Raw genomic sequence first — 12,182 nt, forward strand, 5'->3', positions numbered from 1 at the left:
TACATGTTCTCTGTCTCAGTATCCCCTTGGATAGATCCTATAGAGATCAATGCTTACATAATCTTGGTTTGCCCAAGTCATACCCTAATGTCAAGTGTAATTTACTTAACTTAACAGTTAAAGACACTTGATTTTGAGTTAAAGTCGAACTTGTAAGTGCCAAGGTTCTAGCCTAATATTAGGATACATAGATAGTATATTTATACCATAATGGCAGTTGTCAAAGGTACCGAAGCTATTACTAATCCTCTTCAAGAAAGCGCTTTAAACAAGAAAGCACTTTGTGACTACGTTATCAATGTTGCATCAGGATGCTTACACGGCTGCACATTCTGCTATGTTCCGTCTACACCAGTTATTCGAGCGAGGCAATCTCACTTAGCCGAGAAAGGGGTAGCTAATCCCCAAATGAACTGGGGACAGTATCTTTTTATTCGAGAAGAGGTTCCCGAAAAATTAGAGAAAAAATTAAGCCGAAAGAAAGTTTGGCGTGAGACGGCTTCTGGAAGAGGGGTTGTACTTTTATGCTCTGGAACCGATCCTTATCAGAACAAGGAGACTGCTAATGTAACTCGAAGAACCATTGAAGTGTTATTGAAATATGATAAGCGAGTTAGGATTCTAACTCGTAGTCCATTATGGCTCGAAGATATAGATATCCTCAATCACCCGAATGTAACTGTTGGGATGAGTATTCCTTTTATAGATGATGAACTTAGTCGATGTATTGAACCTCACTCCCCTCCTCCTAGCGAACGCTACAAAGCACTTTTAGAAGGATACAAACATGACTGTCGCTTGTATATTGCAGTGGCTCCGACTCCACCTCAGTTAACCTTTAAAGACTTGGTTGAGTGCTTAGAGCATTTAATGAAGGTTGAACCTGAAGTAATTTTCTGGGAGCCGATCAATGCGCGTGGTAGTAATGGCCAACGAATGAAGTCCGCTGGATTAGACTTTGTTAACTTAGTCATGGAAAAAAAATCTTGGGCAAAGCACTTCATAAGACAGTGGGGTGAAATTGAGGATGCAGCAGACAAATTAGGTTGTATCGAAAAACTTCATATCTGGCCCGACTCAGAACTAATAAATTTTGTTGATAAATCTTTACTTGAATATTGGTGGTACAGACCAACCGTAGAAAAATGGAAAGATGTCAACCACACAAGTGATAACAAAAATAAACCTAAACCGAATAGACCTTATCTTAAGAACCATACTCAGCTTTCTTTATTTGAAAATTATGAACGAAATTTATAGATTGCTATCAATTCCCTAACCGTCTCTGTACAACTCTTACCCACAACATGATTGACGACACTCTCAGCAAAGAACGCCAGTTTCATGATACCTGGGCAGCCGCCATTGATGTCGATGGCATTCGCGTGGCTGATTATTTTGAAGCCTGTACCGCCCCAGAAAACCGATTTATTCTGCAACAACTCGGTAATATTCGTGGCAAACGTCTCTTAGATTTAGGCTGTGGTGCAGGTGAAAATAGTGTTTATTTTGCCCAAAAAGGCGCGAATTGTGTCGCCGCTGACTATTCAGCCGGAATGGTAGAGGTGGCGCTAAAATTAGCAGCAGCTAACGGTGTTAACATTGAGGGACAGACAGCGAATGCTATGGCGCTGGATTTTGCAGACAATACGTTCGATATTGTTTATGCCTCCAATTTATTGCACCATATTCCCGATCCCAAAATCGCATTGCAGGAAATGCACCGTGTTCTCAAACCCGGAGGAAAAGCCTGTTTTTGGGACCCACTGAAGCATAATCCTGTGATTAATATTTATCGGCGTATGGCGACTGAGGTGCGTACCGATGATGAAATGCCGTTGGATATTAATATTGTTAATGTGGTTGAGTCTCTCTTTGCCCAGACAACTTATGATACCTTTTGGTTGGCAAGCCTTTGGATTTTTCTGCGCTTCTATTTAATTGAAAAGGTTGATCCCAATAAAGAACGTTATTGGAAAAAGATTATTATTGAACATAAACGATTAAGTCCGACGTATCGGCGGTTGGAGATAATCGATCAGAGCCTCAAAAAGATACCGTTGATCAAGCGATTGGCGTGGAATATCGCTGTTGTGGCGACGAAATGATGATTAAATAGGAGGCAAAACAAAAGTGAGCGGTTAGGCTCATGGTTCATTGGTCATGGGCAAGGATTTGAGGTTTATGGATATTAGGGACTAGAGTTAAGTTGATGTTTTGTTAAGACGCGATCGCGACCTCCTGGGTAAAGCTTCCTGGGGATACCTGAGCAAAGAATCGTTCACGAGACTCTTGCCTAACTAAGCCTTCCATGACCGCTTGCTGCAATCGAATGAAGGCTTTCAAGTCTTCTGTGCCATATTTTCCAGACAGAAGCTGGCGCAGTTGATTTTCAGATTCTATAGTTAAACAACCGGTTAAGAGTGCTTGTTGAGTAATTTCACAAATTAGATTCACCGAACATGTCCTCCTGTATACATTTGTTCAAGATCAGGTGTATTTTACCACCAACTGTATCCAAATCTACGGTTACACTTCAAGGGTAAACTAGATTTCTGATCGAAAAAGACGCACTCCTTAATGGTTTGTTTCAAGGTGGCGCGGATAGGTGTCAAGTTCTTGATTAAAGATTACATTTATTTACAGAAAGCCTTGACTCAGTTGACCAGTGCTTAACCGTTAGTGAGTAAGTTAGCTAAATCATTCCGTCTTAGGTATCCTTCTGAAGCAAGAATTAATCTAAATTAGCGTTAACCCAAAGGCGGAGGATGCGCCGCACCCGACGCCAGCGTCCCCAGAAGCCGCGATCGCGCCAGTGCGTCCAGAATTGATATGGCTGTGAACGGCGTTGCCTGGTATAGTTAATGGCAAAAACTTCAACGATAGAATCATCTACGCCTGCTACCGATGAAATCTTACCTTGCCGCTGCTGTGCAAATGACAAGCCTGCCTGACCTAGAGAAGAATCTGGTTGAGGCAGAAACATTGATTGAACTGGCGGTGCGCCAAGGCGCTGAGCTGATTACTTTACCGGAAAACTTCTCGTTCCTCGGTAAAGAAGAAGACAAAGTGGCGCAAGCTCAGGCGATCGCCCTCCAGAGTGAAAAATTCCTCAAAACCATGGCACAGCGTTTCCAGGTCACTCTGCTGGGGGGAGGATTTCCTGTGCCTGTAGACAATACAAAAGTTTACAACACCGCTTTACTTCTTGATCCCAATGGCGTCGAACTGGTGCGTTATCAAAAAGTTCACTTGTTCGATGTGAATGTCCCTGATGGCAACACCTATCAAGAATCGAGTACGGTAATGCCAGGGGAGCAACTGCCACCGGTTTGCGCCTGCGACACCCTGGGTAATTTAGGACTATCAGTGTGCTATGATGTTCGCTTCCCAGAACTGTACCGTCATTTAGCTTATAAAGGAGCGGACATTTTGTTTGTTCCGGCTGCCTTCACTGCCTATACAGGAAAAGATCATTGGCAAGTCTTACTTCAAGCACGAGCCATTGAAAACACCTGTTATGTGATTGCTCCGGCGCAAACCGGGCGTCATTACGCCATGCGTAAAACCCATGGTCATGCCATGATTGTTGACCCTTGGGGGGTGATCTTAGCCGATGCTGGTGATCAACCAGGTGTTGCGATCGCAGAGATTAATCCGACTCGCCTTGAACAAGTTCGCCGTCAGATGCCATCACTCGAACATCGGGTTTTCATTTGATGGGTTATTGGTCATTGGTTCTTTGTCCTTTGTTTTTTTGGATGTAAAGTGACCACAGAGGGATTAGACAACTGGTTTTACCGTAAAAATTTGTTAAGCCTAAATTTACAACATAAAACCTATGGATGCTAAAGAAATTCGGTCGCGTTATGCCGCAGGTGAAAGAAATTTCCGCAGTGTCAATCTGATTGGTGCTGATCTCAACCAAGCTGACTTGAGTTATTCGGACTTTAGCGGTGCTAATCTCAGCGAGACTAATTTGCAGGGTGCCAATCTAACGGGTGCGGATCTCATTTTTACCACCCTCAGTGATGCGGATTTGAGGGGGGCGAATCTGAGTGAGGCAAACCTGATTGGGGCAAAGTTGGGGGTTGCCAATCTGGGTGAGGCAAACCTGATTGGTGCCAACTTAATCAGTGCCGAACTTAGTGGCGCTAACCTCAAAAGCGCCAGCCTGAGTCGCGCTTATCTGAGTGATGCGAGTTTAATCAAAGTTAACCTAAGCGACGCTAACTTAAGCGGTGCTAATCTAAGTATTACCAATCTCATCGGAGCGGATCTCAGTGGGGCTAACCTAATTAGTGCGGATCTCAATGGGGCTAACTTGATTGAAGCCAATCTCAGTGGTGCAAATTTAAGTGAAGCCAAATTGTATCGAGCCAACCTAGCTCATGCCAAACTAAATGGCGCATTATTGTGTCATGCCGATCTGCGCGACGCCAATTTTGCTAGTGCGGATTTGACCGATGCCAATCTAGATCAAGCTAAGCTAGAAGGAACCCTGATCAGTTTGACTGGAGATTCCCAAACCAGTTCCGTGAGTTAGGATTCCGGTATTTTCTGGTTCGTGCTAGAACCTAGCATTGGGAAAAGCTCATTCAAGCTGATTTCCCAAGACACCCAACCCACCTACACCTATGGATGCAAACGAATTTCGGTCACGTTACGCAGCAGGAGAGCGAAGTTTTCAGAATGCTGACCTGCGTGATGCCGACTTGCGTGATGCTGACTTGCGCGACGCTGACTTACGGGGTGCTGAGCTCATGGGGGCTAACCTGCGTAATGCTGACCTCAGTGATGCCAACTTGCGAGATGCCAAACTGATTGGAGCGGATCTCAGTAAAGCTGATCTGATTATTGCCACGCTCAGTAATGCGGATCTTAGAGATGCTAACCTCAAGGATGCGAATTTGATTGGCAGCAAACTTGGCGTTGCCAACCTGCGATATGCCAATCTCAGTGGCGCTAACTTAAGCGGGGCTGAACTGAGTTGTGCGGATATGAGTCATAGCAGCCTGATGATTGCTTACCTGAGCGGCGCTAACCTGATCAAAGCGAATTTGAGTAACGCTGATCTCACAGGTGCTAATCTCAGTATCACCAATATGATTGGAGTCAATCTCACCAATGCTAACCTGAGTGGGGTTAACTTGAGTGGGGCGAACCTGATTGAAGCCAACCTCACAGAAGCTCAGTTGAATGGAGCCAATTTAGGTCGGTCTAATTTAGCTTATGCCAAGCTAACGGCGGCGATTCTCAAAGATGCGGATTTAAGCGACGCCAATTTAGCGGGGACGGACTTGACAAATGTAAAACTTGATAGTACCAAACTAGAAGGGACAATCCTTGAGGTCACCTCTTTAAACTTAGTCGAATGAATTGGATAGTTCTCCCCCCAACTGTAGAGACGTAGCATGCTACGTCTCTACCAGTAGCATGCTACGTCTCTACCAGTAGCATGCTACGTCTCTACCATAAGATGCGTCCTAACCGCTATGGCGATTGCTATATTTGGGAAAATACAGATTTGCTACAAATAAAATGAATCAACCAATTCTTCAGTTCCTGGCAGCAAAAAATTATAAAAACCTACAATTATATCAGTCAAACTATCTCAATAATCTTAACGTCTTTATCGGTTCAAATGGTTCAGGGAAAAGTAATTTTATTAGTTGCTTAGAGTTCTTAAAAAATTGCCTAACAACTAGTCCTGATGAAAGTCGAGGGGTTAGTAGTTTTGAAAATGCCGTTGCCCAAATGGGTGGGAATAAAATTTTAGCTGGGAACCTGGATAGTCCGGCTCAAGTCAGCCTTGCCTACTGTTTTACCAATCTTTCACAAAACCAGACGACACATAAACAAAGCAGCATCCTTGATTTAAAGCTTTATATTGCTCGCAATAACCCTAAAGTCACTCTTTCCGAAGAATATCTATACAGTGGAGCAGATTTACATGAATCAGCACCAATTTCACCGTTTTATTATTATAAATTTCATGATCAAGAAGTCGGAAAAGGAGTTGTCTCTGTTTATGATGAACCCGCTCAATCTAAAACACATTTTGAAAGATTAGAAAATATTTCTGCTAAGGATTTAGGACTTGCTTCTTTACCAAAACTGCTTGAGTATAGCCAACATGCTCCGGAAAAAACTCCCGTCTATAGAATCAGAAGAGAATTAGTTGAATTTATTTCAAAGTGGCAATTTTATAATGCCAACAATATGGATTTACATCAAATCAGACTGGCTGAACCGAAAATAGGTGGGAGTGATATTTATTTATCTTCATCCGGTAATAATTTGCCGTTAGTATTGCACAACTTAAGTCAAAAAAATATTGATTTTGAGGATAGTATTAATGTGGCAATGAAATCAATCTTGCCAAAAACTCGTCGTTTGAGATCTATACATTCTGGTCGCTTATCTCTCACTGTCGAATGGTACTTTGATGGCATAGACGAACCATTCTACCTGAATGAAATGTCAGATGGAACCGTGAGAATGCTATGTTGGGCAATTCTTTTACATTCTCCCATGCTTCCTTCGTTGCTAGTCATTGATGAACCTGAATTAGGATTACATGTATCCTGGATGCAAATTTTAGCGGAGTGGATTAAGAAAGCGTCCCAAAAAACTCAAATTATTATTACAACACATAGTCCGGATCTTTTGGATCATTTTACTGATTGTTTAGACAACGTGCTTTGTTTTTACTCAGAAAATAAAACCCATTTTTCAGTTAAATCTCTTTCTCAGGATATTCTAGAACCAAAACTTGAACAAGGATGGCAATTAGGTGATCTCTATCGGGTTGGCGATCCCAGTATTGGAGGATGGCCGTGGTAGTATGGGTTTTCGCTGGAGGTGGTGAATCTGAAGTGAGAGGATTAATTCCGTTTTTAGAGAAAAATTTTCCAGGGTGTAGATTTGAACGGAAAACACCAGTCCGCCAAAAACCGGGTCCGAAACCGAATCGAGGCGTCAGTTATGGTAGAACAGGTCAAAGCTTGATTGAGCAAATCAAACATGAACTCCCTATCGCCTTGAAAGTAGAAGCCAATAGATGTGATCTAATTTTAGTGTTTGATGATCTGGATTGTCGCGATCCTGAAATACAAAGACAAAAAATATTGCAGGAGATATCACAAGTTCATGAATCTGCTGATATCGATAAATTTGTGGGATTCGCTGCACCTGAACTCGAAGCTTGGATTATTGCGGATTGGAATAATTCAATAGCTCAACATCCAGATTTTCGAGGTAGACATGAGCGTATGCGTTGGTGGCTTAGTACCCAAAAGTATATTCCTTTTGATCGTCCAGAATCATTTAGCGAATACGATCCACAAAGAGATTGCTGTCGAGAAAAATTATCAGAGGCGCTGATTAATTCCAGTGTACAACATGAAGATGATCGCAATAAGCCGCGCTTTTCTAAAAAAGAACATACCCCTGTGCTTTTGGGGAAAATAAATCCCCACATAGTCCAAGAAAAATGTCCATTATTTCGCGAACTGTATAACTACCTTAAACATTTCTGTTATTTAAATTAAATCGGCTCAAATGGCTCGGCTGTACTTAGTGATATAAATTTTTATAATTACAGCGCGATGGCGCGTAAGTGAGGTACACAGATCCCCGACTTCTTGGAGAAGTCGGGGATCTAGCTGGGAGGGAGTATGTCATTTATTGTTGCTTCAGAACTAGCAACGTAATATCATCAAACACTTTCTGCTGACCAATGTGTCGCCGTACATCATCAATCACCGCCTGCTTAATCTCCTCCGCTGACTTTTGCCAATTTTGACGCACCACCTGACAAAGCTTTTCTATCCCATACTGAATCCGGTTTATAGTTTCAGCTTCGGTAATCCCATCGGTATAAAGGACAATCCCATCACCCGGATTGAGTTGTACGAGAGTATGATGAATAAATTCGGAAATTTCATACTCCAAACCAATGGGAAACCCTAAATTGATGGTGTCAATTCGCTCTATTTTGCCACCCTTTCGCACCACAATAGTTTCTTCATGTTGACCACTTATGCTGACTTGATTTTGGGCATAATTAAGAATCGCTAATGTCAAATTTTTGTCCGAGTTCATCCGTTGAACATTCTTATAAATAGTCCGGTTAAGCGTATCCAGGAATCGAATCGGATCAGTTTCGCGAATTTCTTTAAGAGTGCGGACACCCATTTGGGTCATCAACATTAAAATACCACTTTCGAGTCCATGTCCGGTAACATCACCAATACCAATAGTGACAACACCGTCACTGTAGAGTACATCATAATAATCACCTCCCACTTCATCAGCGGGTTCCATAAATCCAGCAATATCGAGTCCTTCAATACATTGAAGTTCCTCGGCTTTGGGTAGGATTAGATGTTGCATTTGACGGACAATATCCAGTTGAGCGCTCATGCGGAGGTTTTCAGTTTTCAGCTTCTGATTGAGCGCCTGAATCTCTTGATTCGCTGTGGCGAGTTGGGCGGTGCGTTCTCTAACTTTATCTTCTAAGGTGACAAATGCGTGCTGAAGTTGTCCTGACATACAGTTAAATGAGTCAGCCAGTTCCCCCACTTCATCGGTGGAGTTAACCGCCGCTTTCACACTCAAATCCCCATCTTGGAGACGACGGGTTACGACTGTCAGTCGTTTAATCGGTTCAGCAATTTGTCGGCGTAACCAAAATGCCATAGCTATGGCGAGGATTAAGGCGAAAATCCCCCCAATTAAGGTTTGCCATTGCGCTTGATTGAGACTGCGATTGGCTTTTTTTAATTCCTGAGCTAGCATTAATTGCTGATCTGTAACAATTTGATCAAGCTGGCTCAACATGTCTTCAGCTAGCGGTTCAGCTTGAGTTTTCAGTAAGAATAATTCTTGGCGATAGCGGTCACTTTCTACAATCTCAAACATTTGTGGGGGTAACCGAAAGAATTCAATACGTCTGTTGGCAATTTCATTAAAGCGGGTGCGCTGATTAGCGGTCAAAAATTCTTGTTTTGCTACTAACTCTTGCCAAGCATTTTGGTTGGCTTGAGCTAAAGCATTGTACTCAAAGCGAAACGAGGGAGAACGAGTGACTAAATAGCTTTGTAAGGCGGAGACGAGGAGAGCAAAACTACTTTGAAATTCAGCCATATCCCGGAGGAGAGCCGTGTTCGTGGCGGAGGGCGATCGCGTCTCCTGATCATCGAGCATTTCTTCTATCTCTCGCTGAATAATAATAATCGGTTTTTTCCTTGGTTATCCAAGAGTTTTAAGGCGGGTTGATTTTCCAGCAAGTTATCTCGCAGGGCGATGAGCTGATCGGGGAGTTCCGACCAAATCTGATACGTTTGTTTCAGTTTACCAACGCGATCGCGAATATCAGAGGCGGAATGGTTCGCCAGCGCCTCCATTTGGGCTAAATCCGCTTCAAACTTCTGTCTCGACTCTTGGTAGCGGTAGCGGTATTCCGGATCTCCCGTGGCTATATACGCTCGCACTTGGGATAACATTTTCAGCAAATTTGCCTGGGCTTGGGCGGAAGCGAGGACAGTCGGAACTCGAATACTTTGGGTTCGATTAATATTAACTTGAGCCTCTCGTCCCCCCAAATAATTTCGCCCAATCACCAGAAACGTCATCACCATTAAAACACCAAAGGCGATATTTAATTTTTGTCCAATTTTCTGATTACGGAGCTGAGCGGCTAGTTTCCGACGGTTAGCTTGAACTCGATGATTCAAGAATTTAGCTTTAAAAGCATTCAGCCTGGAATTCACGGTGTTAACCTCACCCCATGTAATCGGGTTAAACTGATACCAAGTTTAAACTTTATAGTTTAGCACCTTTTACCCGAATCAATTCCGACTGAATCATTGATTTTAGCTAAAATCTTTCAGGACAAACTGCTCTAAACTCAATTCATTGATCCGATTCCACTGATAAATATTACGGCGAAACGCTTTCCATTTATCGTATACATCTCGAAAGATTACATCTTGACGAGCATTTTCTGCTAAAAGGTCAACACTCACTTGATACGCCGTTTGTAATATTTCTTGACTGTAGGATTTTAATTGGGTTCCACCCTCAACTAACCCTTTTAGCGCTTCCCCATTTGCTGCATCCAAGGCGGCTAACATCGTCAAACTCGTTTCCGTCGCCGCCGCTTGAAAAATTTGCTGATAAGCTTTCGGTAACGTTTGCCATTGCTGACGACTCACCAGAATATCTTCACTCGCTCCCGGTTCCCACCACCCTGGATAATAGTAATAGCGAGCAACACGGTGCAATCCTAACTGCTGATCATCATGAGGATTGCGCCATTCGGCTGCCTCAATTCTACCCGCCTTTAGCGCCGCCAAAATTTCATCACCGCCTAACACAATCACCTGCGCCCCAAAACGGCTAAGAATTTGCGCTCCCCATCCAGGAATGCGAATTTTTAGTCCTTTAAAGTCAGCCGAATGATTCATTTCTTGGTTGAACCATCCACCCATTTGGATACCCACCGCACCAGCGGGAAATGCGATAATGCCAAAGTCAGCATAGATCTGATGCATTATTTCTAAACCGCCCCCATAATGTAACCAAGCATTTTGTTGATACGTTGTTAGTCCAAAGGGAACAGAAATGCTAAAGATTAAGGTGGGATTTTTGTCCAGATAGTAAAGCGCCGTGGTATGACCGCACTCAACCGTTCCCGCTTTAACGGCATCAAATACCTGTAATGGGGGAACAATTTCACCCGCTGGATAGGGAATAATCACAAACCGTCCATTCGTCGCCGCCTTCACTCGTTGACAAAGGTCTTCCACCGCGTTAAAGGTAATATCACTTTTGAGCCAACTGGTTGCCATGCGCCATTGAATCGCGGGTTGAGTTGGTGTAGAAGCAGAAGGTTGAGAGGGCGTTTGAGTTGAGGTTACTGTGGTGAACCCTGCTGTTTTGAGTACAGCATTTTTGCAGAATTTCCGGCGCTTCATCGTTATATATCGATTTAATCTAAAATTAGAGCGGATTCTATCCAAGGGTAAGCCAATTTGATGGGGGTGGGAAAAGGTTATAAAAAATATACTGTTTACGATTTTTATAAAAAGGGAAATTCTTTGCTCACTGATTTCTTTACCAAGACAAGCGGGACTTGGATTAATGTGATAACGGTGACTATTGGCACAACTGTAGGCTTGTTACTTAAGCACCGTTTACCTAAACCCATGCAACAAATTATCACCCAAGGGGTAGGACTTCTTACCCTATTTCTGGGTGTCACAATGGCGGCGAGTATGACTCAGGTGCAAGCAGGGCGCATTGATGGTGTGGTATTAGCGCTGATTAGTATTGTGTTGGGGGGATTATTGGGAGAATGGTGGCAAATTGAAGCGAGACTGCAATCGGTGGGGAATTGGCTGAAAACTCGGTTTCGCGGAAGTGGTGCGTTCACCGAAGGGTTTGTGGCGGCTAGTTTATTGTTTTGTGTCGGTCCAATGACGTTGCTGGGGAGTCTGAATAATGGTTTGACAGGTGACGATACCTTGCTGACACTAAAAGCCGTGATGGATGGAATCGCCGCGATCGCACTTTCGAGTAGTTTTGGGATTGGCGTCGGTTTTTCGATTATTGTGATTTTAGTCTATCAGGGCGGAATTTCTCTGGTGGCGGGAGTCTTGGCGCAAGCGATTCCCGATCCCGCCAGTGATCCGCGAATTCTCTTGATTACAGGAGTGGGCGGATTAATGATTTTGGGGACGGGAATCAACCTGTTACAGTTGACCCACATCCGTGTTGCTTCCTTTTTACCCGCGTTGGGATTAGCGCCGTTAATTTATCACGTCGCTAGGTTGATTTAGCCGCACCTCTGGCTTGCTTCACCATGTCAATTAAGGTGTGGTGGGCGTCTTCAGAGTCTTTGAGGGTGTGATCAAACTCAATGCGTAAGGGAATCGACTCACCCTGACGTTGGGTGATTAGATTCATTCCTGTCGCATCAATGGACTGCATTTGAGCCGACTCCGTATCGGGAGAATTCCCGAAGGTACGGGCGTAAAGCGCGATCGCGTCAGCATGATCCTCGTTCATGTGCTTACAGATGCGATCGCTCACTTGTTGGGTAAACTGTTCAGACATAACTCCTAGGTATAAGATGTCCTCCCTTGAGTATGACAAATGACAAATGACGATCAGAA

General features: G+C 43.5%; 14 protein-coding genes. 8 read left to right on the forward strand and 6 right to left on the reverse strand.

The genetic code is table 11. From position 1 onward, the window contains the following. Positions 1–210: 210 nt before the first annotated feature. Together RIE73_RS03195 and RIE73_RS03200 are read left to right on the forward strand one after the other, a co-directional pair. A complete protein-coding gene (locus RIE73_RS03195; protein WP_446399805.1) occupies positions 211–1,260 on the forward strand; it encodes a radical SAM protein in 1,050 nt (349 codons plus the stop codon). Between the two features lie 47 nt (positions 1,261–1,307). After that, positions 1,308–2,108, forward strand: a complete 801-nt coding sequence (locus tag RIE73_RS03200) for a class I SAM-dependent methyltransferase (RefSeq protein ID WP_446399806.1) — start codon at positions 1,308–1,310, stop codon at positions 2,106–2,108. A 112-nt stretch (positions 2,109–2,220) separates the two neighbouring features. On the opposite strand, the gene RIE73_RS03205 is transcribed toward RIE73_RS03200, so the two are convergent. Together RIE73_RS03205 and RIE73_RS03210 are read right to left on the reverse strand one after the other, a co-directional pair. Continuing rightward, positions 2,221–2,457 carry a hypothetical protein gene (locus RIE73_RS03205; RefSeq protein ID WP_446399807.1) on the reverse strand — a complete coding sequence of 79 codons (237 nt, stop codon included), beginning with the start codon at positions 2,455–2,457 and terminating at the stop codon, positions 2,221–2,223. Positions 2,458–2,734: 277 nt separating this feature from the next. Continuing rightward, entirely contained in the window at positions 2,735–2,944 is a 210-nt protein-coding gene (locus RIE73_RS03210) for a hypothetical protein (protein WP_446399840.1), read from the reverse strand. Between RIE73_RS03210 and RIE73_RS03215 the strand changes: the two genes are divergently transcribed. The 5 genes from RIE73_RS03215 (at position 2,908) to RIE73_RS03235 (ending at position 7,553) form a co-directional block, all read left to right on the forward strand. Further along, positions 2,908–3,720 carry a carbon-nitrogen hydrolase family protein gene (locus RIE73_RS03215; RefSeq protein WP_446399808.1) on the forward strand — a complete coding sequence of 271 codons (813 nt, stop codon included), beginning with the start codon at positions 2,908–2,910 and terminating at the stop codon, positions 3,718–3,720. The genes RIE73_RS03210 and RIE73_RS03215 overlap by 37 nt on opposite strands. A gap of 121 nt (positions 3,721–3,841) precedes the next feature. Next, positions 3,842–4,546 (forward strand): pentapeptide repeat-containing protein, encoded by a 705-nt coding sequence (locus tag RIE73_RS03220; protein ID WP_446399809.1) that lies wholly within the window; start codon positions 3,842–3,844, stop codon positions 4,544–4,546. A gap of 91 nt (positions 4,547–4,637) precedes the next feature. Next, on the forward strand, positions 4,638–5,378 hold the full coding sequence (locus RIE73_RS03225) for a pentapeptide repeat-containing protein (protein ID WP_446399810.1): 741 nt from the start codon (positions 4,638–4,640) through the stop codon (positions 5,376–5,378). A gap of 163 nt (positions 5,379–5,541) precedes the next feature. Further along, positions 5,542–6,846 carry an AAA family ATPase gene (locus tag RIE73_RS03230; RefSeq protein ID WP_446399811.1) on the forward strand — a complete coding sequence of 435 codons (1,305 nt, stop codon included), beginning with the start codon at positions 5,542–5,544 and terminating at the stop codon, positions 6,844–6,846. Further along, the gene (locus RIE73_RS03235) at positions 6,834–7,553 is read left to right on the forward strand and encodes a hypothetical protein (RefSeq protein ID WP_446399812.1); all 720 of its coding nucleotides are present in this window, start codon (positions 6,834–6,836) and stop codon (positions 7,551–7,553) included. Before RIE73_RS03230 ends, RIE73_RS03235 begins: the two co-directional genes overlap by 13 nt. Positions 7,554–7,686: 133 nt before the next feature. Here the strand turns inward: RIE73_RS03235 and RIE73_RS03240 are convergent, their stop codons facing one another. The 3 genes from RIE73_RS03240 to RIE73_RS03250 all read right to left on the reverse strand — a co-directional run bounded on the left by RIE73_RS03240 (position 7,687) and on the right by RIE73_RS03250 (position 10,982). Then, positions 7,687–9,210: a PP2C family protein-serine/threonine phosphatase gene (locus RIE73_RS03240; RefSeq protein WP_446399813.1), complete on the reverse strand. Its 1,524-nt coding sequence runs from the start codon at positions 9,208–9,210 to the stop codon at positions 7,687–7,689. A 5-nt stretch (positions 9,211–9,215) separates the two neighbouring features. Beyond that, positions 9,216–9,776: a CHASE3 domain-containing protein gene (locus RIE73_RS03245; protein WP_446399814.1), complete on the reverse strand. Its 561-nt coding sequence runs from the start codon at positions 9,774–9,776 to the stop codon at positions 9,216–9,218. 102 nt (positions 9,777–9,878) lie between these two features. Then, positions 9,879–10,982 carry a TRAP transporter substrate-binding protein gene (locus RIE73_RS03250; RefSeq protein WP_446399815.1) on the reverse strand — a complete coding sequence of 368 codons (1,104 nt, stop codon included), beginning with the start codon at positions 10,980–10,982 and terminating at the stop codon, positions 9,879–9,881. A gap of 123 nt (positions 10,983–11,105) precedes the next feature. Between RIE73_RS03250 and RIE73_RS03255 the strand changes: the two genes are divergently transcribed. After that, positions 11,106–11,846 carry a DUF554 domain-containing protein gene (locus RIE73_RS03255; RefSeq protein WP_446399816.1) on the forward strand — a complete coding sequence of 247 codons (741 nt, stop codon included), beginning with the start codon at positions 11,106–11,108 and terminating at the stop codon, positions 11,844–11,846. Here the strand turns inward: RIE73_RS03255 and RIE73_RS03260 are convergent. After that, positions 11,833–12,123, reverse strand: coding sequence for a DUF2470 domain-containing protein (locus tag RIE73_RS03260; protein ID WP_446399817.1), 291 nt, complete (start codon positions 12,121–12,123; stop codon positions 11,833–11,835). The two genes, RIE73_RS03255 and RIE73_RS03260, sit on opposite strands and share 14 nt — an antisense overlap. Between the last annotated feature and the right edge of the window lie 59 nt (positions 12,124–12,182).

This window comes from Coleofasciculus sp. C1-SOL-03 (assembly GCF_040220555.1).
Classification (GTDB): domain Bacteria; phylum Cyanobacteriota; class Cyanobacteriia; order Cyanobacteriales; family Coleofasciculaceae; genus Coleofasciculus.

Bases quoted from the DNA above. Each gene is read 5' to 3' on its own strand.
- RIE73_RS03260 (WP_446399817.1), bottom strand. From the start codon at position 12,123: ATGTCTGAACAGTTTACCCAACAAGTGAGCGATCGCATCTGTAAGCAC.
- RIE73_RS03250 (WP_446399815.1), bottom strand. From the start codon at position 10,982: ATGAAGCGCCGGAAATTCTGCAAAAATGCTGTACTCAAAACAGCAGGG.
- RIE73_RS03225 (WP_446399810.1), top strand. From the start codon at position 4,638: ATGGATGCAAACGAATTTCGGTCACGTTACGCAGCAGGAGAGCGAAGT.
- RIE73_RS03200 (WP_446399806.1), top strand. From the start codon at position 1,308: ATGATTGACGACACTCTCAGCAAAGAACGCCAGTTTCATGATACCTGG.
- RIE73_RS03230 (WP_446399811.1), top strand. From the start codon at position 5,542: ATGAATCAACCAATTCTTCAGTTCCTGGCAGCAAAAAATTATAAAAAC.
- RIE73_RS03220 (WP_446399809.1), top strand. From the start codon at position 3,842: ATGGATGCTAAAGAAATTCGGTCGCGTTATGCCGCAGGTGAAAGAAAT.
- RIE73_RS03215 (WP_446399808.1), top strand. From the start codon at position 2,908: ATGAAATCTTACCTTGCCGCTGCTGTGCAAATGACAAGCCTGCCTGAC.
- RIE73_RS03235 (WP_446399812.1), top strand. From the start codon at position 6,834: ATGGCCGTGGTAGTATGGGTTTTCGCTGGAGGTGGTGAATCTGAAGTG.
- RIE73_RS03240 (WP_446399813.1), bottom strand. From the start codon at position 9,210: ATGCTCGATGATCAGGAGACGCGATCGCCCTCCGCCACGAACACGGCT.
- RIE73_RS03195 (WP_446399805.1), top strand. From the start codon at position 211: ATGGCAGTTGTCAAAGGTACCGAAGCTATTACTAATCCTCTTCAAGAA.